At 71.2% G+C, this 22,859-nt stretch carries 19 protein-coding genes; 5 read left to right on the top strand and 14 right to left on the bottom strand.

From position 1 onward, the window contains the following. Positions 1-430 precede the first annotated feature (430 nt). On the top strand, positions 431-2,701 hold the full coding sequence (locus Afe05nite_RS11400) for a putative bifunctional diguanylate cyclase/phosphodiesterase (RefSeq protein ID WP_203816989.1): 2,271 nt from the start codon (positions 431-433) through the stop codon (positions 2,699-2,701). A gap of 29 nt (positions 2,702-2,730) precedes the next feature. Beyond that, positions 2,731-3,411 (top strand): SDR family NAD(P)-dependent oxidoreductase, encoded by a 681-nt coding sequence (locus Afe05nite_RS11395; RefSeq protein ID WP_203816988.1) that lies wholly within the window; start codon positions 2,731-2,733, stop codon positions 3,409-3,411. A gap of 110 nt (positions 3,412-3,521) precedes the next feature. Here Afe05nite_RS11395 and Afe05nite_RS11390 read toward each other — a convergent pair whose 3' ends face one another. The 3 genes from Afe05nite_RS11390 to Afe05nite_RS11380 form a co-directional block, all read right to left on the bottom strand. Continuing rightward, positions 3,522-4,595 (bottom strand): TFIIB-type zinc ribbon-containing protein, encoded by a 1,074-nt coding sequence (locus Afe05nite_RS11390; RefSeq protein WP_203816987.1) that lies wholly within the window; start codon positions 4,593-4,595, stop codon positions 3,522-3,524. Continuing rightward, positions 4,592-5,680, bottom strand: a complete 1,089-nt coding sequence (locus tag Afe05nite_RS11385) for an SPFH domain-containing protein (protein ID WP_203816986.1) — start codon at positions 5,678-5,680, stop codon at positions 4,592-4,594. Before Afe05nite_RS11385 ends, Afe05nite_RS11390 begins: the two co-directional genes overlap by 4 nt. A 222-nt stretch (positions 5,681-5,902) precedes the next feature. Continuing rightward, positions 5,903-6,802, bottom strand: a complete 900-nt coding sequence (locus Afe05nite_RS11380; RefSeq protein ID WP_203816985.1) for a putative bifunctional diguanylate cyclase/phosphodiesterase — start codon at positions 6,800-6,802, stop codon at positions 5,903-5,905. A 721-nt stretch (positions 6,803-7,523) separates the two neighbouring features. Between Afe05nite_RS11380 and ctaD the strand changes: the two genes are divergently transcribed. Then, positions 7,524-9,281 carry an aa3-type cytochrome oxidase subunit I gene (ctaD, locus tag Afe05nite_RS11375; protein WP_203816984.1) on the top strand — a complete coding sequence of 586 codons (1,758 nt, stop codon included), beginning with the start codon at positions 7,524-7,526 and terminating at the stop codon, positions 9,279-9,281. Positions 9,282-9,306: 25 nt separating this feature from the next. Here ctaD and Afe05nite_RS11370 read toward each other — a convergent pair whose 3' ends face one another. From Afe05nite_RS11370 to Afe05nite_RS11340, 7 genes are all read right to left on the bottom strand, one after another. Next, positions 9,307-10,884 (bottom strand): Na+/H+ antiporter, encoded by a 1,578-nt coding sequence (locus Afe05nite_RS11370; RefSeq protein WP_203816983.1) that lies wholly within the window; start codon positions 10,882-10,884, stop codon positions 9,307-9,309. A gap of 6 nt (positions 10,885-10,890) precedes the next feature. Further along, positions 10,891-11,619: a 2,3-bisphosphoglycerate-dependent phosphoglycerate mutase gene (locus Afe05nite_RS11365; RefSeq protein ID WP_203816982.1), complete on the bottom strand. Its 729-nt coding sequence runs from the start codon at positions 11,617-11,619 to the stop codon at positions 10,891-10,893. Positions 11,620-11,665: 46 nt separating this feature from the next. Continuing rightward, positions 11,666-13,039: a GGDEF domain-containing protein gene (locus Afe05nite_RS11360; protein ID WP_203816981.1), complete on the bottom strand. Its 1,374-nt coding sequence runs from the start codon at positions 13,037-13,039 to the stop codon at positions 11,666-11,668. Between the two features lie 69 nt (positions 13,040-13,108). Then, positions 13,109-13,723, bottom strand: coding sequence for a DUF2461 domain-containing protein (locus Afe05nite_RS11355; protein ID WP_203816980.1), 615 nt, complete (start codon positions 13,721-13,723; stop codon positions 13,109-13,111). 9 nt (positions 13,724-13,732) lie between these two features. Further along, complete coding sequence (locus tag Afe05nite_RS11350) at positions 13,733-15,136, bottom strand: glycoside hydrolase family 76 protein (protein ID WP_203816979.1); 1,404 nt, start codon at positions 15,134-15,136, stop codon at positions 13,733-13,735. 47 nt (positions 15,137-15,183) lie between these two features. After that, positions 15,184-15,765: a hypothetical protein gene (locus tag Afe05nite_RS11345; RefSeq protein WP_203816978.1), complete on the bottom strand. Its 582-nt coding sequence runs from the start codon at positions 15,763-15,765 to the stop codon at positions 15,184-15,186. Between the two features lie 45 nt (positions 15,766-15,810). Continuing rightward, positions 15,811-17,451 carry an alpha/beta hydrolase gene (locus tag Afe05nite_RS11340; RefSeq protein ID WP_203816977.1) on the bottom strand — a complete coding sequence of 547 codons (1,641 nt, stop codon included), beginning with the start codon at positions 17,449-17,451 and terminating at the stop codon, positions 15,811-15,813. 156 nt (positions 17,452-17,607) lie between these two features. Here Afe05nite_RS11340 and Afe05nite_RS11335 point away from each other — a divergent pair, with 156 nt between their 5' ends. Then, entirely contained in the window at positions 17,608-18,000 is a 393-nt protein-coding gene (locus tag Afe05nite_RS11335; protein WP_203816976.1) for a DUF6188 family protein, read from the top strand. A gap of 23 nt (positions 18,001-18,023) precedes the next feature. Here the strand turns inward: Afe05nite_RS11335 and Afe05nite_RS11330 are convergent, their stop codons facing one another. After that, a complete protein-coding gene (locus Afe05nite_RS11330; protein WP_203816975.1) occupies positions 18,024-18,527 on the bottom strand; it encodes a hypothetical protein in 504 nt (167 codons plus the stop codon). Between the two features lie 67 nt (positions 18,528-18,594). Here Afe05nite_RS11330 and Afe05nite_RS11325 point away from each other — a divergent pair, with 67 nt between their 5' ends. Further along, the gene (locus tag Afe05nite_RS11325; RefSeq protein ID WP_203816974.1) at positions 18,595-19,314 is read left to right on the top strand and encodes a hypothetical protein; all 720 of its coding nucleotides are present in this window, start codon (positions 18,595-18,597) and stop codon (positions 19,312-19,314) included. On the opposite strand, the gene katG is transcribed toward Afe05nite_RS11325, so the two are convergent. From katG to Afe05nite_RS11310, 3 genes are all read right to left on the bottom strand, one after another. Then, positions 19,311-21,548 (bottom strand): catalase/peroxidase HPI, encoded by a 2,238-nt coding sequence (katG, locus tag Afe05nite_RS11320; protein WP_203816973.1) that lies wholly within the window; start codon positions 21,546-21,548, stop codon positions 19,311-19,313. The two genes, Afe05nite_RS11325 and katG, sit on opposite strands and share 4 nt — an antisense overlap. Next, positions 21,548-21,967 carry a Fur family transcriptional regulator gene (locus tag Afe05nite_RS11315; RefSeq protein ID WP_203816972.1) on the bottom strand — a complete coding sequence of 140 codons (420 nt, stop codon included), beginning with the start codon at positions 21,965-21,967 and terminating at the stop codon, positions 21,548-21,550. Before Afe05nite_RS11315 ends, katG begins: the two co-directional genes overlap by 1 nt. Positions 21,968-22,033: 66 nt before the next feature. Then, the gene (locus Afe05nite_RS11310; protein ID WP_203816971.1) at positions 22,034-22,858 is read right to left on the bottom strand and encodes an SDR family oxidoreductase; all 825 of its coding nucleotides are present in this window, start codon (positions 22,856-22,858) and stop codon (positions 22,034-22,036) included. Position 22,859 lies beyond the last annotated feature (1 nt).

Below are 22,859 nucleotides of genomic sequence, written 5' to 3'. Positions count from 1 at the left end.
CTCGGCGGCGCCGGTGCTCGTAGCCCGCTCCGTGAGCCCTTTTCCGTGAAGAAGGGGCCTCGGACAGCTGGGGAGGCCCCTTTGCCAGGGAAGTTGTGCGGGCGGAGGGGGCGCGCTCGGAGCCAGGCCGTCAAGGACTCGCCGAGGGGGACGTCGTTGCTCAACTCCAACTGGTCCAGCACGTCGTAGGCCGCGCCGGCGCAACGTGTCCAGGACAGGACAGGGCAGGGCAGGGCAGGGCAGGACGGGGCAGGACAGGGCGCCGGCCGGCCGAACCGGGTCAGCGGACCACCGGCGTACGCGGGGTGGGGGAGCGGGCCCGACCAGCCCGGCGAAAGTCGCCTGGTGCGGGGATCCGGCATGGCACCGTTATCGGGTGGGCCTTGAGTCGAGGAAGCCCCCGGTCGACCGGGCGGCTTTTCTCATGTGGGTGTGCGTTGCCGTCGTGGTGGTGCTTGTTCCGGTCGGGCTCATGGTGTCCTCGCTGGGCGGGCTCGCCGCCCTCATGTTCGGCAGTGCCGTCCTGGCGATGGCGGCGATCGCGGCGGGGGTACGGCTGCACCGGCCGGTGGCCCCGCGCGCCTGGTGGCTGATTCTCGCGGCGCTCGGGCTGGCGCTGATCGGCAACATCATCGTGTCGGCGGTGCTGCCGACGATCAGCACCAGCGCGTGGGCGATCAACATCGTCTACGGCATCACGTACCCGATTCTGTGTGCCGGTGTGGCGCTCGTCCCCAACCATCGGCGGCCGGGGGCCGGGCCGGCCGGCATGACCGAGAGCGCGATCATCGCGGCCTGCGCGGCGGTGGTCTGGTGGATGCTGTTCGTCGACCCGCTGCTGGTCGACCCCGGCGGGCTGGAGACCCACTCGTACCTGTTGGTGGAACCGCTTCTTGATCTTGTGCTTTTCGGGCTCGGGGTGCGCCTGCTGCTGCTCAGCGACTCGCGCTCGGTCTCCTACTGGATGGTTTCGGCGTCCTGCGCGGCGCGGCTGGTGGCCGACACCGCCTATCTCACCGACGGCAGCCGGACCGGCTTCCCGACCCAGATGAGCATCGTCAGCTGGGTGCTCTGCAACGGCCTGCTCGCCATCGCGGCGTTGCACCCGTCGATGGGCCGGGTCGTGCCGCTGCCGCGGGACGGCGGTCCGCTGGGCCGGCGCGGGATGGCCGGGCTCTACCTCGGCACCGTCGTGGGTACGCCGGTGCTCACCGGCGCCTTCCTGCTCAACGAGGGCCTGAGCGACGACCTGAACATCGTTGACGTCCTCGTGCCGATGACCGCGACCGCCCTGACCGCGGCCCTGGTCGTGCAGCGCATGCATCGGCTCAACCGGACCTCCGTCGAGCGCGCCACCGAACTCGAGACCGCGCTGGACCACGAGGCCGAACTCCAGCGGGAGCTGCGGTTCCGGTCCGAGCACGACATGCTCACCGGGCTGCCGGGCCGATCCCTGCTCTACGACCGGATCACCGCCGCGCTGGCCGGCGGTCACGAGGGCACCGTACTGCTGCTGGACCTCGACGGCTTCAAGAACGTCAACGACCGGTTCGGGCACGCCGCCGGCGACGACCTTCTGGTCGCGGTGGCGAATCAACTGCGGGATCTGATCGGTACGGGGTTGGTGGCGCGCCTGCACAGCGACGAGTTCGCGGTGTTCCTCCAGGACGTCTCCCTGACCGAGGCGTGGGCGACCACCGAGCGGGTGCTCAAGGCGATGCGCCGGCCGTTGCCGGTGCAGGGCCACGAACTGTTCGCCCCGGTCAGCATCGGCCTGCGGGAACTCGACGGGGACCAGCCGGCGGCGGAGATCGTGCGGGACGGCTATCTGGCGCTGCACTCGGCCAAGGAGGCCGGGCGCGACCGGATGGTGCTGTTCGACGACGAGCTCCGGGAGAAGCAGCTGGCCGTGGCCCGCACCGTGGAGCGCCTGCGCGGGGCGCTCACCCGGGGCGAGTTCGTGGTGTACTACCAGCCGCTGATCCGTCTCGACGACGAGCGGATCGCCGGCTTCGAGGCCCTCATCCGCTGGCAACCGGCGGGTGAGCCGATGGTGCCGCCGGACCGGTTCATCGGCCTCGCCGAGGACAGCGGCCTGATCGTGCCGATCGGCGCCTGGATCCTGCGCGAGTCGTGCCGCGTGGCGGCCGGCTGGCACCGCCGGCACGCGACCGTGATCTCGGTCAACGTCTCCCCGCGCCAGCTGCGCGAACCCGACTTCGGCCTGCTCGTGCTGGACGTGCTGCGCACCTCGGGACTGCCGCCCGAGGCCCTGATCCTGGAGATCACCGAAGGCGTACTCGTCAATTCGGGCCTGGTCACCGAACAGGCGATCAGCCATCTGGCGATGTTGCGCTCGCACGGCGTCAAGGTCGCCATCGACGACTTCGGAACCGGCTACTCGTCGCTGGCCTACCTCCGCGACCTGCCGATCGACCATGTCAAGATCGACCGGTCCTTCATGCCCGCCCAGGACGCCCCGGACCCCACCGCCGGCGTGCTGATCAAGGCGATCATCGACCTGGCGGCCGGCCTGCGGCTTGGCACGATCGCCGAGGGGGTGGAGACGAGGGCGCAGGTGGATCTGCTGCGCGAGCTCGGTTGCGTACGCGCCCAGGGCTTCTACTTCTCCCGCCCGGTCCCGGAGTCCGACGCCGCCCGCCTGCTGCACGAGGCGTCCACGACCAACCAGACGGCCTAGTCGTACCCGGGTGGGAGTAGCGTCCAGGGATGGATCTTGAACTGGGTGGGCGGGTTGTCCTGGTCGTGGGCGGGACGGGGCTGATCGGGCGCGCTGTGGTCGCGCGGCTCGAGCAGGAGGGTGCCACGGTGGTCGTCGGGTCGCGCCATGTCGCGGAGGGGATCGTCGTCGACGCGCAGGATCAGGCGTCGGTGGCGGCGGCCTTCGAGACGGTTCTCGAGCGGTACGGGCGGCTCGACGGGCTCGTGGTGGCGGCGGCGCCGAGTGCGCGCACGCTCGATCCGGCTCGCCACAGTGATCCGGAGCAGGTGCTCAGTGCGTTCGACGCCAAAGCGGTGTCGTTCCTGCGCCTGGCCAACGCGGCCCTGCCGATCATGACGGGGGCGGGCTACGGTCGGATCGTCGGGATCAGCGGGCAGAACGCGTTCCTGACCGGCAACCTGGCCGGCTCGGTCCGCAACGCCGCCCTGATCCTGGCCGCGAAGAACCTGGCCGACGCGGTCGCGGGCTCCGGCGTCACCGTCAACACGGTGAGCCCCGGCGTCGTGACCGACACCCCGGCCGCCGGGGTGGAGCCGGCCCGGGGCGGGGAGTCCAGCCCGGCACAGATCGCCGACCTGGTCACGTTCCTGCTCTCGCCGCGCACCGCCGCCATCTCGGGCGAGTCCGTCGCCACCGGCCACCGCGTCCGCGGCGTGACGTCGATGTAGCCGCCGGAGCCCGGCCCCCGGCGGCCCGCGGCGACGGCGGCCGGGCGGCAGCGCAGGCGGACCGGCCGAGCACAAGGGAGCCCCGGGGGTGGCGGGAAGGCAGGGAGCGCCTAGCTGGAGCGCTTGTCGAGGACGATCAGGACGACGATCGCGGCGATCAGCAGGACCGCGGCGGTCACCGCGGCGGCGATCTTGGCGGCGCTGTACGGGCGTTCGCCGGCGACCTCGCCCGTACGTCCGTTGACCATGATGTTGTAGGTCCGGCCGGCATGCAGGTAGCACGCGATCCAGACGGGGAGCAGCATCAGTTTGAACGTCAGGTTGTCGTACTGGGTCCGCACCTCGTCGACCCGCTGCTCGTCGCCGCCGATGTCGGCCCGGCAGTCACCCTCGATGACCGGCGCCATCCGGGCCTTCGCGGCGCCCAGGCCGGTCTCCGGCTCGACGTCGTAACGCAGGGTCTCGTGGCCGGCGAGGTATTCCGGGCGGTACGGCTCGGCCGCCGGCAGCGGCCACGGCTCCAGCTGGTCCAGGTATTTCGCGGTCACCCTGGTGGTGCCGGTGATCAGCACGTCGTCGAAGTCGCGCGCGACCGTGCCGCCGGCCGGGTACCACCTCGTGCGCTGCACCTGCCGGGTCTTGGTCTCGCCGTTGTCGGTGTAGGTCTCGGTCACCCAGTAGTGCTCGCCGCGCTGGCCGCTGTAGCGGGACACCGTGCTCGCGTCGTAGGTCCAATGCGGAAGGTAGGTGCTGTGCGACGATTCCGCCTCGGTGACCTTCTTGAGGCCGTTCGGCGCGAACCACCGCGACGCCACCCACTTCTTCAGGGCCTCGCGCAGGGCCGGGCGGTCGACCCCGAACGGCAGCACCGCTTCGGGTACGACCTGGTCGGTGTCCGACACGTCGGCGACCAGGGGAGCACCGCAGAACTGGCAGCGCTCCGAGATCTTGTCGCTCTGGGTGATCGCGCCGCAGCCCTTGCAGGTGAAGGTGTACGGGGCGAGGGCGGCGATCGGCTTGCGGGGCAGCCCGGCGAACTCGGTGTACGAGTGCTCGCGGATCTGCCGCCCGGTCGGCACCAGCGGTGTCTCGGCCCCGCAGTAGGGGCATTTGAGCACGGTCGTGCCCGGGGCGAACTCGACGTTCGCCCCGCAGTTGGCGCACGGGTACTGGCTCTGGGTCATGCCTGCGGCGGCAGCGGCGGGGGAACCGTGGCGAAGACGCTCGCCAGTTCCGGCACCTGACCGGCGGCGACCCAGCCGGCCATCCCGTTCTTCCACACCAGCGTGTCCCGGGTGACGCCGCGGGCGGCGAGCGCGCTCACCTCGTACGGTCCCTGCTGCTGGCCGTTGAGCCCGACGAACCACTCGGCGGACGGCAACGGGGGCGGCCCCGCCGGTGCCGGGCCCGGAGCCGGCGGCGGCGCCGGTTGCGTCATCTTCTGCGCCGCGGCCATGCCGAGGCCGAAGCCGAACGCCTCGCCCGCCCCGCCCGAGTTGTTGGCGGCGTCCTCCATCGCGTTGGCGGCCTGGAACCTGGTGTAGTCGTCCAGGTTGCCGACCACGCCGATCGAGGTGCGCTTGTCGAGCGCGGCCTCCACCTCGGGCGGCACCGAGATGTTCTCGATGATGAACTTGGGAATCGCGAGGCCGCTCGGGGCCAGCTCGTCGGTGAGCACCCCGGCCAGGGTGTTGCCGATCTCCTGCTGTTTGGCGGCCAGGTCGAGCATCGGCACGTCCGCCGTCGCCAGGGCACTGCCCAGGTGACTGACCACGAGCTGGCGCAGGTATTCGCGCACCTCCTCGGTGCGGAACTGCGGATCGGTGCCGACCAGCTCGGTGAGCAGCCGCTTGGCGTCGGCGACCCGCATCGAGAACGCACCGAACGCGCGCAGCCGCACCGCGCCGAACTCGGGATCGCGCACGATCACCGGGTTCTGCGTGCCCCACTTCAGGTCGGTGAACTGCCGGGTGTTGACGAAGTACACCTCGGCCTTCCACGGCGACTCGAAACCGTACTTCCAGCCCTTGATCGTCGAAAGGATCGGCATGTTCTGCGTGGTGAGGGTGTAGGTGCCGGGGGTGAAGACGTCGGCGACCTGCCCCTCGTTGACGAAGACCGCGGTCTGCGACTCCCGGACGACGAGCTTGGCGCCCATCTTGATCTCGTTCTCGTACCGGGGGAACCGCCACACGATCGTGTCCCGGCTGTCGTCGGTCCACTCGATGATGTCGACCAGCTCACCCTTGAGCTTGTCCCAGAGACCCATGCCGACTCCTCGCGCTGCCTCGCCTGCTCCGCCGCTGACCTGATCGTCACGCGGCTGCGACGCTACCAACCCGGGCCCGGTCGACCCGGGTCAACCGCCGCGTCGGTCCGCATTCTCCCGCTTGCGGCCGGTCCGGGGCGGTCGGCATCACGACAGCGGGGCGGCGCGTGGCGGGGGGAGGCGCCCCGCGGCCGGGTGGCGGCCCGACCGCGGGACGCTTTTCTACTTGCCCCGAGTCCCGTGCAAATAGACATGCTTTTGCACATGCATCGATGCGGGCGGCTGAGCCACCGCCGCGACCTCGGCCGGGAACGGGTCGTCGACCGGCCGGCCGAAGTAGAAGCCCTGGGCGAAGCGGTAACCGATGCGGTGGAGTTCGGCGGCCTGCTCGGCGGTCTCCACCCCCTCGGCCACGGCGGCCAGGTCGAGGCCCTCGGCCACCTGGATGAGCGCCTGGGCGATCACCGAGTACGGGCCGGCCATGGTGACCGTGTCGACGAACTGCTTGTCGACCTTGAGGCAGTCGATCGGCAGGGTCCGCAACAGGCCGAGCGACGAGTGACCGGTGCCGAAGTCGTCGAGGGCGATCTTGACCCCCAGCTCGCGCAGCGCCTTGACGGTCTCGACGGCCTGACCGCCGGCGAACACCGCGGTCTCGGTGATCTCCACGGTCAGCATCGAGGCCGGCATGCCCGACCAGGCGAGGACCGCCGCGACGGTACGGGCGAAGTCCGGCTCGGCCAGCTGGCGGGCGGAGACGTTGACCGCGACGTAGAGCGGGCCCTGGTCGCCGAGCGTGTCCTTCCACCAGGCCGCCTGCCGGCAGGCGGCCCGCAGGATCCACTCGCCGAGCTCGACGATCAGGCCGCTCTCCTCGGCCACCGGGATGAAGTCGACCGGGCTGACCATGCCGCGGGTCGGGTGCACCCAGCGCACCAGCGTCTCGACCGCCACCGTGCGGCCCTCGGGCAGCGTGACGATCGGCTGGTAGACCAGCTTGAACTGGCCGGTGTCGAGGCCGTGCCGGATGTCGGCGCCGAGTTGCGCCTTCTCGTCGGAGCCCTCGTCCAGGTCGGGGGTGTAGCGCCGCCACGGCCGGCCACCGGCCTTGGCCGCGTACATCGCGATGTCGGCCCGGCGCAGCAGCTCACCGGGGTCGGTGGCACCGGGCCCGCGCCACCGGCCAGGACGACCGCCTGGACGAGGCCTTCAGCGCCCTCCTGGTCGACGGCATGATCCCGATGGCGGAGCCGATGCGCGCCTCCGGCCAGTACGGCCCACCCGTCCCGGTCCCCGCCGACGCCGACTCCCGGACGCGGTTGTTGGGGTTCATCGGCCGAGACCCGTTCTGGACGCCCCCGGACCGCTAGTACAGCCCGGCCCGGCTCGCGGGGTCGGCCGTCCGCGCCGTCCGCGCCGTCCGCCCCACCATTGAGCCTAGCCTCCTAGGATGCTGAACGGGCTGCGAGTGGCCTCACGAGCTGACTGGCCACCAGCAGTGCGGGTGTTCCCGAATGCTGGATGCGACGTCCATCAGCTAGGCGTTGTATGGGAAACGGCTCGACAACTTCACGGAAAGGGGTCTCGACAGCGCCCGAGGCCCCTTTCAGTGAAGAAGGGGTCATGCGGCGGTTGGCGGGGGAGTGCACGACCCGCTCCCGGAGCTGTGCCGGCCCTTGGTCAGGGGCCGGCGGTCGCTGAAGAAGGGGCCATGACTTCCGCGGCTCCTTGCGGGTGCCTCGACGCACGGCGGTTTGCGCGGAAATCATGCGGTTAGGGGGGTTGAAAGAATATAACAGAGGGTGCGCAACTGTTCGCTGAGCGCAACCTTCGAGGAGCCGGCATGACCGCAGTAGCCCCCCGTCCGATCAAGGCTCGGCCGCAACCGGTCCGGCCCCAGGTCAGAGGATCGGCGCTCACCCGGATCCTGCGCACCACCGACGCGAAGCAGATCGGGCTCATGTACATGGTGACCTCGATCGTGTTCTACATGATCGGTGGCCTGATGGCCCTGCTCATGCGTACCGAGCTGGCCCGCCCCGGCATGCAGTTCCTGTCGCCGGAGCAGTACAACCAGCTGTTCACCATGCACGGCACCGCCATGCTGCTGTTCTTCGCCACACCCATCGTGTTCGCGTTCGCCAACTACATCGTGCCGATGCAGATCGGCGCCCCCGACGTGTCGTTCCCGCGGCTCAACGCGTTCGCCTACTGGCTCTACCTGTTCGGGGCGATCCTCGCCACCAGCGGGTTCATCACCCCCGGCGGCGCCGCCGACTTCGGCTGGTTCGCCTACGCCCCGCTCAGTGACTCGCTGCACTCACCCGGCATGGGCGGCAACATGTGGGTGGTCGGCCTGGCCGTCGGTGGTCTGGGCAGCATCCTCGGCGCGGTCAACCTGATCACCACCATCCTGACCCTGCGCGCTCCCGGCATGACCATGTTCCGGATGCCGATCTTCACCTGGAACATGCTGGTCACCAGTCTGCTGGTGATCATGATCTTCCCGTTCCTGGCGGCCGCGCTGTTCGCCCTCGCCGCCGACCGGGTGCTCGGCGCCCACGTCTTCGACGCGGAGACCGGCGGGCCCATGCTCTGGCAGCATCTGTTCTGGTTCTTCGGACACCCCGAGGTGTACGTCGTGGCGCTCCCGTTCTTCGGCATCGTCACCGAGGTCATCCCGGTGTTCAGCCGCAAGCCGGTGTTCGGCTACAAGGGTTTGGTCGCGGCGACGCTGCTGATCGGCGCGCTGTCGTTCAGCGTGTGGGCGCACCACATGTTCGTCACCGGTCAGGTGCTGCTGCCGTTCTTCAGCTTCCTGAGCTTCCTGATCGCGGTGCCGACCGGGATGAAGTTCTTCGTCTGGATCGGCACCATGTGGCGCGGCCAGCTCAGCTTCGAGACGCCGATGGTGTTCGCCCTCGGGTTCATGGTCACGTTCCTGTTCGGCGGGCTGTCCGGCGTGCTGCTCGCGGCGCCGCCGATCGACTTCCACGTGTCCGACTCGTACTTCGTGATCGCCCACTTCCACTACGTACTGTTCGGCACGATCGTTTTCGCGGTCTTCTCCGGCATCTATTTCTGGTTCCCGAAGATGTTCGGCCGGATGCTCGACGACCGGCTCGGCAAGATTCACTTCTGGCTGACGTTCCTCGGCTTCCACGCCACCTTCCTGGTGCAGCACTGGCTGGGCACCGAGGGCATGCCCCGCCGCTATGCCGACTACCTGCCGTCCGACGGCTTCACCACGCTCAACACCATCTCGACGATCGGCTCCTTCGTGCTCGGCCTGGCCACTCTGCCGTTCGTCTACAACGTGTGGCACTCCTACCGGGCCGGCCAGGTCGTCACCGTCAACGACCCGTGGGGCCACGGCAACTCGCTGGAGTGGGCGACCTCGTCCCCGCCACCGCTGCGCAACTTCGACCGGATGCCCCGGATCCGCTCGGAGCGGCCCGCCTTCGACGAGAAGTTCCCCCACCTGGCCGCCGGCGAACAGTCCCTGGCCGGCCCGCCCGAGGGTGGGGCCCGGGTCCTGACCAGCGAGTCCGACGGCGGCGCCACCTACCAGGAGGACATCGCCTCCGACCGGGACCGCTGACCCGCGGCCACCGGCCCGGGAACGGTCAGGTGTGGCGGGTGAGGTGGACGGCTTCGGCGTCCAGGCCCTCCTGCAGGTCCAGCAGGACCTCGTCGTCGATCTCGCCCTCGTCTCGCATGCGGACCACGGTGGCGTGTTTGTTCTCGATCAGGGCGCGCCGCAGCCGGGCGTAGTTCTCGTCCCAGTCGGCGGCGCCCCAGTTGCTCGTGTCGGGGTCGTCGGAGCGCAGCACCCGCAGCCGCCGTTCGTACTCGGCCCGCAGCCGGTCGGTGAGTTCCGGGTCGGCGTCGTGCGCGGTGGCCAGGCCGGGCAGAGCGGCCAGGGCTTCCTCGACGGCGGTGATCTGGGCCCGGTGGCGTTCCTCGGTGGGGCGGTTGTCCTCGGGCAGGTGTGCCCAGCCGACGATGCGTGGCAGCAGTGGGGCCTGCACCAGCAACGTCACGGCGATGACGCCGGCGGTGACGAAGATGATCAGGTCCCGGTTCGGGAAGGCGGCGCCGGAGGTCAGCGTGTGCGGCACGGCGAGGGCGGCGGCCAGCGACACCGCGCCGCGGAAGCCGGCTGCGGACATCACGACCCGGGGCCGGGCGGGCAGCCGGCGGGCGCGTTGTTGCGGGCGCCGGTCGAGGACGCGGATCGCGTACGGGGACGTGAACAGCCAGCCGAAGCGGACCGCCACGATCACCGCGCTCACGGCCAGCACCAGGAGCAGGCCGCGGGCCAGGCCGGCGCTGCTCAGGCCGCGGACGGCGGACTGGGCCTCGACGCCGACCAGCACGAACAGGGCGGCGTTGGCGAGGCTGGTGAGGAAGCCCATGACGGTGCGGACGTACTGGCGGGCGTAGGCGGGGAACAGCCGCGGTGACACCCGGCTCACCCACAGGCCGCTGACGACGACCGCGAGGACGCCGGAGACCTCGACGGCCTCGGCGATCAGGTAGGCGGCCAGCGGGGTGAGCAGCGCCAGCAGGTTGTGCTGGAACGCGTCGGTGAGGCGGCTTCGCACCCGTACGCTCACGAACGTCACGGCCGCGCCGATCGCGACACCGCCGGCGTAGGAGAGCGCGAACATGCCGCCGAGGTGGGCCGCGCTCAGGTGCTCGGCGCCGATCGTGACGCCGACCGCGAGGGTGTAGATGACCAGGGCGGTGCCGTCGTTGACGAGGCTCTCCGCTTTCAGGGTGGTGGCGATGCGGCGGGGCAGGATGGCGCCGAGCACGGCCACCGCGGTGGCGTCGGTCGGTGCCACGGCCGCGCCCAGCACCCACGCCGGGCCCGACGGCAGGCCGAGGGCGTGCGCGGCGCCGGCCACCCCGGCGGCGGTCAGCGCCACCAGGATCGTGCTCATCAGCGCGATCACCCGCAGGTTGCTGCGGATCTCGCGGACCGACGAGGTGAAGCTCTCCCAGTAGAGCAGGACCGGCAGGAAGAGCAGCAGCACCGCCTCGGGCGGCAGGTGCACGGTGCGCAGGGCGGGCACGAAACCCAGCAGGATCCCGGCGATCAGCAGCAGGACCGGGGCCGCGATGCCGAGTCGCCGGGCCAGGCTCGCGCAGCCGAGGACGACGATCCCGACGGCGACGGTCAACTCAAGACTCGACACAGTCCGTCATGGTGTCAGACCGATCCGGATTCTTTCGCTCGCCGCGGCCGGGTCGAGGTAACGGCCGGCCGGATCGGGGATCGCGGTGCCGCGCGCGCCGATGCGGTAGCGCATCGGCACCGCCGTCGGGATGTCGAGCTTCTCGACCTCGTCGGGGCCGAGCCCCTCGAGGAACATCACGAAGGCGCGCAAGCTGTTGCCGTGCCCCACCACCAGCGGCGTCTCACCGGCGTGCAGCCGGGGCAGAAGAACATCGGTCCAGTACGGGCGGGTCCGGGCCCAGACGTCGGCGAGGCTCTCCGTGCGGGGCCGTCCCGACCGGGCGTACCGCTCGTCGGCGTACATCTCGGCGGCCTGTTCCTCGCTCATGGGGGGCGGCGCGGTGGCGTAGGAGCGGTGCCAGGCGCGGTAGACGTCGGGGCCGGCCGAGGCCGCGACGGAGCGTTTGTCACGGCCGGTCAGGGCGCCGTAGTGGCGTTCGTTGAGGCGCCACGACCGGTGCACCGGCAGCCACTCGCGGCCCAGCGGGCCGAGCACGATCTGCGCGGTGGTGATCGACCGGTCGAGCAGCGACGTGTGCACCGAGGTGGGGGCGGTGCCGAGGGAACGCAGTGCCACCCCGGCGTCGTGGGCCTGGGCGCGGCCGAGCGCGCTCAGCGGCGGGTCGGACCAGCCGGTGAAGATGTCGGCCGCGTTGCTCTCGCTCTGACCGTGCCGCAAGAGCAACAAGATCATGCCGACGAGTGTACGGACCGGGTCGCGGCCCGCCGCCGGGTGTGCGTCAAGCCAGCGCGTACGAGCCTTTCCCGTCGCGTTTCACCGCGTACATCGCGTGATCGGCCTCGCGCAGCAGCGAGTCGCCGTCCCGGGTGCGGGCCCCGGCGACCGCCACGCCGATGCTGACGCCGACCCGGGCCTCGCCGAAGCCGGCCAGCATCACCGGGACCTCGACGGCGGCCACCATCCGGGTGGCGATCTCGGCCGGGTCGGTGTCGTGCAGATCGGGCAGGAGCACGGCGAACTCGTCCCCGCCGAGCCGGGCCACCGTGTCGGTCCCGCGTACGCAGGCCGCCAGCCGGGCGGCCACCTCGCGCAGCAGGGCGTCGCCGGCCGCGTGTCCCCACCGGTCGTTGACCTCCTTGAAGTCGTCGAGGTCGACGAGCATGGCCGCGGCCGGGCCGCCACCGGCGACGGCCGCCTCCAGCCGTTCGGCGAACAGCGACCGGTTGGGCAGCCCGGTCAGCCCGTCGTGGTAGGCCTGGTGGTGCAGGCGGTCGGCGAGCGCGTCGCGCTGGGCGAGCAGCCGGGCGTTCTCCCGGAACGCGATGAACTGGCGCAGCACCACCAGCGCCGTGCTGAGCGCGGCACCGGCCAGCGCGATCGGCACCGTCATCGTGGCGTTCTGCGCCACGGCCACGGTGAGCAGCAGGTAGGTGACGGCGATCGCCCCGTACGGAAGCAGGCTGTAAGGCTTCCGGGGCCGCTGCCGTGACGTCGCCGCCGGGCCGCTGAGCTGGATCTGGTTGACCCGCAGGGCGAGCACCAGCAGGGCGTGCGACGCGATCGTGCAGGCCAGGTAGAGGTGGAGCGAGTGGCCGCCGATGCCGTCGCGGATCAGCCAGTCGGCGCCCGACTTGATCGCGGCCGCGCCCGCCCCGATGAGGCCGCAGGTGCGGGTGAACGGGGCGGTGCCGGAGATGACCAGTTTCGCCACCACGAACACGCACAGCAGCAGGATCACCGGGCCGGCGACGACCTTGACCAGGGCGCCGGGCAGCCCCGGGGCGACCAGGTGCCAGCCGACCACGACCGCGGCCACCATGACGGTGGCGACGTCCAGCCAGAACCGGACGCGCTCACGGCGCGACTCGAACCCCAGCGGGACGGCGAGCAGCGCGACCATCATCACGGCGCTGCCGCCGGACAGGGCGATCAGCTGGACCGGGCCGCCGGTCGCGGCGGCCGGGGCGAGCGGGTCCCGGACCGCCAGGACGATCTGGGCGAGGTCCCCGAGCAGGTAGAGCACGCCGGCCGCGGCCACCGCACGCCAGAAGAACCGCCGGCCCGGCATGCGGGCGGTGGATCGGGCCACCCAGACCAGGCCGACGTGGATGATCGCGACCGCGACCCACGTGGCGACTACCGACAGCTCCATCGCGTGCCTCATCGGCAGCGCGGCGCCTCACTCAAGTGCCGGGGGGTGGGAGCGGCGTCTCATCGCCGGTCACGGGACCCGGACGTGCTCGTCCAGCCACTGCCGCAGCGGCTGCCCGGCGCGGAAGAAGTCGACGATCCGTTTCTTGGCGGCGGCGGTGCCGAGCCAGGCCGCCGGCGGCCACTGTTTCCAGGTGGTCAGACCTTTGTGTCGCAGCAGTTCGACGCGCGGGTGGTCCTTGGCGAAGCCGCGCGGCGCCGTCTTGAGGCTGTCGTGACCGCGCACCCCGCCGACCTTGTCGACGATCGCCGCCAGCTCGGCGCCGGTGCGCGGGTCGGCCACCGCCCGCCGGTAGCGGTCGAGCTGGTCGGGTTCCATGTGGTACATCCCGGAACCGGCGGCGAGGCCGTCCGCCGAGAGCTGGAGGTAGCCCCCGAAATGCAGCCAACCCCCGAGGTGGTCCTTGTAGGGGGTCTTGTCCTTGCTGAACCGCACATCACGGTACGGGCGGAAGATCTTCCCCGGCCCGAACTCCGGTTCCAGTTCCGCCAGCAGTTCCGCCATCGGCGCGCGTACCTGCTCCTCGTAGAACGGCAGGTGCGCGGTCCAGTAGGTCTTCGAGTTGTCGGCGCCGAGCCCCTCGTAGAACTCCAGCGCTTCGACCGGCCAGCCGGAGAAAGTCACGCCCGAACGTTACGGGGCGGCGTTGAGCAGGTCGACGGCACTGTGCTGGCATCCATGGCCGGTGCTGAGGTAGGGGCCGGCCCAGTGCGAGCCGTACGCGTCGATGCTGTTGCGGTCCTTGCCGACGGCGCTGTCGGCGTTGCGCCGCAGGTAGTCGTCGTAAGCGCCGCCGGTGACGCGGTTGAGCACGCCCAGCCCGCGGATCGCCGCGCCCTTGAACGACACCCCGTCGCCCGTGCAGGTGTCCGGTTCGTTGGGCTCGCGCAGGATGCCGCCGGGGGAGAGGTAGGCGCTCGTCGTCATCGCGTCGCCGATCCGGCGTGCCGTACTGAGCAGGCCGGAGTCCCCGGTCAGCCGGTTGAGCTGGACGAGCGCGTTGATCAGCACTCCCTGGTTGTACGTCCAGGTCACGTCTCCGTTGTTCTTGCAGGTGCCGAGGTCGACGCCGTCGTTGACGAGGTCGGAGCCGTTGAGCATGCCGGTGCCCCGGAACCACGTCCAGCCCGCCTGCGCCCGCTGCCGGTAGACCGTGTCACCGCTGATCCGGCTGCTGAGCGCGGCGTTGAGCTGGATGTAGAGGCTGTTGGGGATGGCGTTCTTGACGGTGCGGGCGGTGCTCCAGTAGACCCCGCCGCCGCATCGCGTGTCCCAGTAGCTGTGCATCCACTCGGCGTCGGCGCGGGCGGTGGTCAGATAGCGGCTGTCGCCGGTCAGGTCGTACGCCGCCACCCAGGCGAGGCCCCACCAGCCGGTGTCGTCGAGGTATTCGTTGCGGAACTGCCCGAGCCGCGCCGTGACCTGCTTGTCGTAGGTGCTCGCCACCGCGTACCGGTAGCTGTTCATGCCGCTGCGCCGGGCGTTGTCGATGATCGCGGTGAGCGCGTTGGCCCCGGTCCACCAGCCGTCGTGGTCGAAGAGGCCGGTGCTGCGGTCGAAGCGCATCATCAGCGCGGTCGCCGCGGCGGTCCGCCGGTCCCACGCGTTCCAGGTGCTGCGGGTCCAGGCGGTGCAGGCGATCTCGGCCCGGTCACCGGCCTTGCCGCAGGCCCGCAGCGCCCCGACGCCGTTGCCGCCCCAGTCGTCGACGTTGAACTGGCCGGTGCGGGTCGCGGCGCTGGTGTCGCCGAGCTTGGCGCCGTCGGCCCAGCTCTGGCCGCCGTCGAATGAGCGGTCCAGCCACACCTCGTCACCGGCCGAGCCGTTCTCCAGGCTCGCCCAGGCCATCGCGTCGGTGTCGTCGACATGCGTCTTGATGACGCGGCCGTAGATGCTCGTGCTGACCGGGACCCGGTCGGCGGACGCGAGGGCGGCTTCGCGGCCGTCGCAGTAGCGGTTGCAGATCGGGGCGGCGAGCGCCGCCGGCGGCGAGGGGCTGAGCAGGGTCGCGGCCGTGACCAAGGCAACGATGTTCATAAAGTTAACAAAGCTGCTAGATCGGCGACTGTCAATAAATACTGCCCTTAGGGGCAGAACTCGCGCAGCGCCGCCGAATCCGCCGGGTCGAGCCACTCGTAGGTGCCGCGCAGCTGGTCGGCGATCTGCTCGACCGGCTTGAGGGCGGCGGTCATCACCCCCCACGGCATGGCGACGTGCAGCAGGGCGCGCTCGATGTCGCGGGGGAGATGCGGGCTGTCCGGCCCCGAGGCGCGCAGCAGCAGGCCCCCGGTGGAGACGTCCTCGACGTGCCCCGACACCGCCACCAGCTTGCGCCCCGCGGCCGAGTCCACCTGGGCGGTCCCGGTCGCCGGATAGGTCCCCGGCCGCCGCGGCGCGCCCCGCCGCTGCACCACGTCGGTGGCCAGACCGCCGGTCACGGTGACCCGGCCGTCGCGCAGCTCGGCCTCCACCCAGGTGACGCCGGCGCTGGTGACCAGCTCGAGGATGCCGTAGCGCCGGGTGCCGGGCTCGTCGAGGCTGAGCACCATGATCGGCGGCAGCTCGGTGACGAAGTCGGCCCGTACCTGCGCCAGCGACATCAGCGGCAGATCGGGCTCGCCCTGGCAGCGGAGCGTGAGAGTGGTGCCGGCCGGAACCGCGATCATCCTTCGACGTTCTCACGGCCGGCCGGCACCCGACGGGCGAATACGTCAGTCGGCGCGCAGGGCCTCGCGCACCGCGGTGGGCAGGAAGACACCGGCGGTGCCGGCCGGGGCGGCCGAGGCAGCCGGGGCCGGTGCGTCGAACGGCGAGCCGACCGGCTGGCAGACCGTGCCCGGCGCGGGCGGCCGGCCGGTGATCAGGTATTCGCCGACCCGGTCGTTGACGCAGGGGTTGAACGCGATGAAGTACGCCGCGTGCCCCCACCCGGCGTACGACAGCAGACGCGAGTTCGGCAGCAGGTGCGCTGCCGCCACCGCGCCCTGGTAGCGGGTGGCCGGGTCGAAGTAGTTGCCGACGACCAGGACCGGGGCGGCCGTACGCGTCGTCCACGGGCCGAGGTAGCGGTCCTGACCCGCGCTCGCCGGCCATGCCCGGCACGCGCTCCACGTCCAGTTCCAGACCCGGCCGAAATAGCCGTACTGCTGCTCGGCCCGGTCGGCGGCCCGCTGCCAGACCCCGAACGACCGCGGGTTGACCGTGTCCGAGCAGGCCACCCCGGGGGAGCCCTCGACGTCGTTCGGGTAGTCGGGCACCCCGAGCTGCGAGCGCAGCCGGGCCAGCCGGCGGCCGAGCTCGGCCGGGGAGGTCTGGTCCTGCACGGAGGCGAGCACGGCGGCCAGGTCGGGCCAGCTCACGGCCGTGTAGAGCGAGCCTAGGGTGCCGGCGATCAGAGCGTTGTAGGTCAGCGTGCTCGCCTCCCCGGTGGTGGGATCGATCACCGGCACCGGGTGTTCGCGCAGCTTCGCCGCCAGCGCCGCGTAACGGTCGGCCGCCCCGCCGGAGAACGCGCAGTTCGGGCCGGCCGCGTCGCACAGCCGGAAGAACTCGCCGAGCGTGGCCCGCGCGCCGTCGGCACTGCCGATGCGGGTGCCGAGCGGGACGTCGCCCGACCCGCTGCCCACCCACCGGGTCGGGTCGACGACGCCGTCGATGACGAGCGCGCGGAAGTTGCCGGGGAACATGTTGGCGTAGTTCTGGCCGAGCAGTGACCCGTAGGAATAGCCCAGGTAGCTCAGCTTCTTGTCGCCGAGAACCCGGCGCAGCAGGTCCATGTCCCGGGCCGCGTCGGCGCTGGACATGTGGTCGCGGATGGCCCCGCCGTGCCGGGCGCAGGCGGCGGCGAGCTTGTCGTCGGCGGCGCGCTGCTGCCACTCTTCGCCGGTGGTCTGCGGAAACGGCATCGGCGGCAGCGACGCCACCGCGTCGGCATAGGAGTCGAAACAGAGCAGCGGGGTGCTGGCGTGGATGCCGCGCGGATCGAACCCGACGATGTCGAAGCGCGCCCGCACGTCGGCCGGCAGATAGGTGGCGTACGCCCGGACGAAGTCCACTCCGGAACCGCCCGGTCCGCCCGGGTTGATCAGCAGCGACCCGATCCGGTGCGCCGGGTCGGTGGCGGGCAGCCGCAGCAGCGCGAGGGCGATCTGGGTGCCGTGTGGACGGTCGTAGTCGAGTGGCGCCGGGACGGTCGTGCACTCGAAGCCGTCCCGGCAGTCGGCCCAGGCGACCGGCGGGACGGGCGGGCTCGCGCCGGCCGGGCTGGGGGCCAGCAGGCCGGCGCCGGCGGTCGTGGTGACGGCGCCGATCGTCGCGGTGACGGCAGCGGCCAAGAGGCGGCGAAGTAGCAAGGGAACTCCCCCCGGAAGTCCGACAATCCCCTCAACGTAGTCGAATGTATCGATCTTGACGGGGACCGCTTATTTAAGGCCCCGTTATGGAACACCTCGATACGGTCCAGCGAACAGCGCATCACGAGCGATCGAAGGTTACACATGGTGACAGTCATGGCTGATTTACGTCCCCGGCAGGCGCGGCGACTCGACGTGCTGATCGGTCACCGGCTGGAATACGTACGTCTCGACCACGCCATCGTGCTGAGCCTGTCCAACCGCAACCAGGTGGTGATCGAGGCCCCGGCGCTGCTGGTCGGCCCGAACGGCCCGTTCGCCGTCGAACCCGGAGTGACCAGTTCGGACGTTCTCGCCACCCTGCTCGGCGAGACGGTGCGCACCGCCCGGGCCCGCGAGACCGGCGAGCTGGAAGTCACCTTCGGTAGCGGCAGCCAGCTGCTCGTCGCCCCCGACCCCGACTTCGAGTCGTGGGCCCTCGTCGGCCCGGCCGGCCTGCTGCTCGTCTGCCTGGCCGGCGGCGAGCTCGCGGTCTGGGGAGACGCCTGAGCTCCACGACCGGCCGGTGAGCCTCACGACCGGCTGGTGAGGAAGCCCAGCACGACCGCCGTCCACCAGCCCAGCTGCGAGATCCCGGTCGCCACCAGCGACCGGGTGAGCAGCCGGGAGCCGCGTGCCATCGCGGGCATCAGCCGGGCGGTGTAGACGCCGTTGACCCCGACGAGCAGCACCGCGAACGCCTTCGTCGGCGACGGCGGGCCGAGGAACAGCCCGGTGCCGAGCAGGCCGGCGAAACCCAGCCAGATCGGGACGTGCGCGCCCTCGGCGGTCCGCCGGACGTCGTCCAGCGTGCGCCGGCCGGCCAGCCACAACAGCCCGAACCAGTCGACGAGCAGCACCGCGCCGAAACCGAGGACCACCGACACCAGGTGGCCGAACAGGGCGAGGCCGTGCACCAGCTCGGAGGAATGCCGGCGGGGCGCGGCGGTGACCACCGCGAGCCAGCACAACACGACCAGCCCGCCCCGCCGGACCGGGGAGGCGGGACGGCGGTGCCGGCCGGCTTCGATGACCACGACAGGGAGACGGAACGCGGGCCCGCGGAAAACACAAAAACGCGACCGGATCTCGTACGATCCCGCCATGAAGCCCTTCCCCGGCCACATCGCGGCCGTCGTGCCGCTGTCCGTCGGGGTGTGGACGGCGCTGCTCGGCCTCGACGATCCCGACCCGCTGCGCCGTGCGACGTCCCTGCTCGGCCTGGTGCTCCTGGTCCACGTGGGCGGCCTGGTGATCAGCTCGGCCGGGCAACCGGCCCCGGCCGGCGGCGGCGATTCCTTCCGCTACGCCCCGGGGCGGTACTACTGGGCCGTGTCGGCCTCGCTGCTCGGCGCGGCCTTCCTGGCGGTTTTCGCCGTCGACATCGCCCGCACCGGTGGCGCGGCCTGGCTCATCACCGCCCTCTTCGGCGGGCTCGCCGCGGTCTTCGCCGCGATCGCCGGCACCGCGTTGCTCCTCGCACCCGGCCGGATCGTGCTGACCTCGGCGGGCATCCACCAGCGCTCGATCCTGCACGAACACTTCGTGCCCTGGACGGCGGTCACGGCGGTGCGGGCCAACCCGGCGCGGCCAGGCCGCTTCGCGAACATCACCGTGCGGGTCGCACCGGCCGGCGGCGCCCGGGTGCGGCGCCCGCTCGGCGGCCTGAGCACGATGCTCACCGGGTTGCCGGACATGGTCGTCTCGGCCTACTGGCTGGGTGCCGCCGCCGCCCCGGCCTTCCGGGCGCTCAGCCATTACGCCGAACATCCCGCGGAGCGGCCGGGACTGGCCGCTCCGCGGGATGTCGCGGGTGTCTGCTAGACGAGGTCGAAGCGGTCGGCGTCCATGACCTTCGTCCACGCGGCGACGAAGTCGGCCACGAACTTCTCCCGGGCGTCGGCGCTCGCGTAGACCTCGGCCAGCGCCCGCAGCTGCGAGTTCGAACCGAAGATGAGGTCGACCGCGGTGGCGGTCCACTTCACCTCGTCGGTGCCGAGGTCGCGGATCTCGTAGACGTGCTCCGCCGACTTCGACGCCGTCCACCGGGTGCCCGGCGACAGCAGGTTGGCGAAGAAGTCGTTGGTCAGCACACCCGGCCGGTCGGTGAGCACGCCGTGGGCGCTGCCACCGAAGTTGTTGCCGAGCGCGCGCAGACCGCCGACCAGCACGGTCATCTCCGGCGCGGTCAGGTTCAGGTTGTACGCGCGGTCGATCAGCAGGATCTCCGGCTGGGTCTTCTCACCCGGCCGCAGGTAGTTGCGGAAACCGTCGGCGCGCGGCTCCAGCACCGAGAACGACTCGACGTCGGTCTGCTCCTGGGTGGCGTCGGTGCGGCCGGGGTGGAACGGCACCGTCACCTTGACGCCGGCCTCCGCGGCGGCCTTCTCGACGGCCGCCGAACCGGCGAGCACGATCAGGTCGGCGATCGAGACCTGGGCGCCGCCGGCCGCGTTGAACTCCTGCCGGACCTCCTCCAGCTTGGCGATCACCTCGGCGGCCGGGGCGTTGACCTCCCAGCCGCGCTGCGGCTCCAGGCGCAGGCGGGCACCGTTGGCGCCGCCGCGCTTGTCGGTGGAACGGAACGTCGCCGCCGACGACCACGCGGTCGAGACCAGCTGCGCGGTGCTCAGGCCGGAGTCGAGCACCTTGGTCTTGAGCTCGGCGATGTCGGCCTCGCTGACCAGCGCACCCTGGTGGGCCGGCACCGGGTCCTGCCACAGCTGCGCCGCCGGCACCCACGGGCCGAGGAAGCGGTCGACCGGGCCCATGTCGCGGTGCAGCAGCTTGTACCAGGCCTTCGCGAACGCCAGGGCGAACTCGTCGGGGTTCGCCAGGAAGCGGCGCGAGATCTGCTCGTACGCCGGGTCGACGCGCAGCGCCAGGTCGGTCGTGAGCATCGTCGGGCGGTGCTTGACCGACGCGTCGAACGCGTCCGGGATGATCTCGTCGGTGGTCTTGGCGACCCACTGCTTCGCGCCGCCCGGGCTGGTGGTCAGCTCCCACTCGTAGCCGAACAGGATCTCGAAGAAGCGGTTGCTCCACTGCGTCGGCTTGTCGGTCCAGGTGACCTCCAGGCCGGAGGTGATCGTGTCGCCGGCCTTGCCCGAACCGTGCGTGCTCAGCCAGCCGAGACCCTGCGCCTCGAGCGGCGCGCCCTCGGGCTCCGGGCCGACGTGGTTGTCGGCGACACCGGCACCGTGGGTCTTGCCGAAGGTGTGGCCGCCCGCGATCAGCGCGACGGTCTCCTCGTCGTTCATCGCCATCCGGCGGAACGTCTCGCGGATGAAGTGGGCCGACGCCAGCGGGTCGGGGTTGCCGCCCGGACCCTCCGGGTTGACGTAGATCAGGCCCATCTCGGTCGCGCCGACGCCCGGCAGCACCTCCTTCTCCGAGACGTAGCGGCCCTCGGCCAGCCAGGTGTCCTCGGGACCCCAGAAGATCTCCTCCGGCTCCCAGACGTCCTGCCGGCCGAAGCCGAAGCCGAACGTCTTGAAGCCCATCGACTCCAGGGCCACGTTGCCGGCCAGCACCAGCAGGTCGGCCCACGAGATCTTCTGGCCGTACTTGGCCTTGACCGGCCAGAGCAGGCGGCGGGCCTTGTCCAGGTTGGCGTTGTCGGGCCAGCTGTTGAGCGGGGCGAACCGCTGACCGCCGTCGCCGGCGCCGCCCCGGCCGTCCTCGATGCGGTAGGTGCCGGCGGCGTGCCAGCTCATCCGGATCATCAGGCCGCCGTAGTGGCCGAAGTCGGCCGGCCACCAGTCCTGCGAGGTGGTCAGCACGGTGGTGATGTCCTGCTTGAGCGCCTCGACGTCGAGCTTGGCGAACTCGTTCGCGTAGCTGAAGTCGGGGCCCAGCGGGTTGCCCTTGGACGAGTGGGCGTGCAGCACCGACAGGTCGAGCTGGTTGGGCCACCAGTCCCGGTTGGTGTGCGGCTTGCCACCGGTCTTGGGGGTCGGCGCGTCGATCGCCGGGTTCTCGCTCTCACTGCCGTGGGCGGTCACGGAGTCGTGCGCGACCGGGCAGCCGTCGGCTTTCGGGTCCTGGGTGTCGCTCATCAGCTTCCTTCCGAACAGTCGGGGCAGGTGCCCCAGTAGACGACTTCCGCCTCGTCGATCACGAAGCCGTGCCCGTGGGAGGCGGTGAGGCAGGGGGCATGGCCGACGGCGCAGTCGACGTCGGCGATCGCGCCGCACGAGCGGCAGACGACATGGTGATGGTTGTCCGACGTCCGCGTCTCGTAGCGGGCGGTCGCACCGGCGGGCTCGATGCGCCGGACCAGCCCGGCGTTCGTAAGCGCACGCAGTACGTCATACACCGCCTGGTGCGAGACCGTGGGATGATCCGCCCGGACGAGCGAGATCACCGTGTCGGTGTCGACGTGCGGATGGCCCCGCAGGGCGGTGAGAACCGCCAGGCGGGGCCTTGTCACGCGCAACGAGGCCGCCCTGAGCTGTGCCTCGCCGTCGGGTGTCACGAGCAGAACCCTAGACCACTATTCTGGAATGAATCAAGTTTAGGGCGCTGCTCCGGTTGCGCGGCCTCAGCCGCGCTGGGCCTCGACGGCGACGTGCTGCCATTCGCGCCACTCGGCCAGCCGCGACTCGTAGTCGGCGGTGGCGATGCCGAGCGGGGCCTCGCCGAAGAACACGCGCAGCGGCGGGTTCTCGGCGTCGACGATCTTCAGGATCGCGGTGCGCGTCGCGGTCGGGTCACCCGGGTCGGCGACCCGCTTGCGGCGGCCCTCGGCGGCCACCTCACGCACTTTGTCATATACCGGCAACGGCGTCGCGTGCTGCGCCGACGAGCCGCCCCAGTCGGTGCTGAAACCACCCGGCTCGACCAGCGTGACCTTGATGCCGAACAGTGCCACCTCCTGCGCGAGCGCCTGGCTGAAGCCCTCGAGCGCCCACTTGGAGGCGTTGTAGATGCCGATGTTGGGGAACGCCGAGATGCCGCCGATCGAGGACACCTGGATGATGTGGCCGCCGCCGCTCTCCCGCAGATAGGGCAGCGCCGCCTGGGTGACCCACAGCGCCCCGAACACGTTCGTCTCGAGCTGCGCGCGGGCCTGCGCCTCGCTGATCTCCTCGATCATGCCGAACTGCCCGTAACCGGCGTTGTTGACGACCACGTCGAGCCGTCCGAACTTCTCGAACGCCTGCCGCAGCGACGCGTCGACGGCGTCCCGGTCGGTGACGTCGAGGGTGAGCGCCAGCACGTTGTCGCCGTACTCGGCGACCAGGTCGTCGAGCGTCGCCGCGTCCCGGGCGGTGGCGGCGACCCGGTCGCCGCGCTCGAGTGCCGCCTCGGCCCACTCGCGGCCGAAGCCGCGGGAGGTGCCGGTGATGAACCAGGTCCTGGCCATC

This window comes from Paractinoplanes ferrugineus (assembly GCF_016862195.1).
GTDB classification, from domain to species: Bacteria; Actinomycetota; Actinomycetes; order Mycobacteriales; family Micromonosporaceae; genus Actinoplanes; species Actinoplanes ferrugineus.
The sequence above is the reverse complement of the archived record's forward strand: the minus strand, read 5'-3'. Positions and strand labels throughout refer to the sequence as shown.

Excerpts from the sequence above, each read along its gene's own strand:
- Afe05nite_RS11390 (WP_203816987.1), bottom strand. The coding sequence starts at position 4,595 with ATGACCCAGAGCCAGTACCCGTGCGCCAACTGCGGGGCGAACGTCGAG.
- ctaD (WP_203816984.1), top strand. The coding sequence starts at position 7,524 with ATGACCGCAGTAGCCCCCCGTCCGATCAAGGCTCGGCCGCAACCGGTC.
- Afe05nite_RS11360 (WP_203816981.1), bottom strand. The coding sequence starts at position 13,039 with ATGGAGCTGTCGGTAGTCGCCACGTGGGTCGCGGTCGCGATCATCCAC.
- Afe05nite_RS11385 (WP_203816986.1), bottom strand. The coding sequence starts at position 5,680 with ATGGGTCTCTGGGACAAGCTCAAGGGTGAGCTGGTCGACATCATCGAG.
- Afe05nite_RS11310 (WP_203816971.1), bottom strand. The coding sequence starts at position 22,858 with ATGGCCAGGACCTGGTTCATCACCGGCACCTCCCGCGGCTTCGGCCGC.
- Afe05nite_RS11345 (WP_203816978.1), bottom strand. The coding sequence starts at position 15,765 with ATGATCGCGGTTCCGGCCGGCACCACTCTCACGCTCCGCTGCCAGGGC.
- Afe05nite_RS11350 (WP_203816979.1), bottom strand. The coding sequence starts at position 15,136 with ATGAACATCGTTGCCTTGGTCACGGCCGCGACCCTGCTCAGCCCCTCG.
- Afe05nite_RS11335 (WP_203816976.1), top strand. The coding sequence starts at position 17,608 with ATGGCTGATTTACGTCCCCGGCAGGCGCGGCGACTCGACGTGCTGATC.
- Afe05nite_RS11365 (WP_203816982.1), bottom strand. The coding sequence starts at position 11,619 with ATGATCTTGTTGCTCTTGCGGCACGGTCAGAGCGAGAGCAACGCGGCC.
- Afe05nite_RS11325 (WP_203816974.1), top strand. The coding sequence starts at position 18,595 with ATGAAGCCCTTCCCCGGCCACATCGCGGCCGTCGTGCCGCTGTCCGTC.
- Afe05nite_RS11380 (WP_203816985.1), bottom strand. The coding sequence starts at position 6,802 with ATGTACGCGGCCAAGGCCGGTGGCCGGCCGTGGCGGCGCTACACCCCC.
- katG (WP_203816973.1), bottom strand. The coding sequence starts at position 21,548 with ATGAGCGACACCCAGGACCCGAAAGCCGACGGCTGCCCGGTCGCGCAC.
- Afe05nite_RS11395 (WP_203816988.1), top strand. The coding sequence starts at position 2,731 with ATGGATCTTGAACTGGGTGGGCGGGTTGTCCTGGTCGTGGGCGGGACG.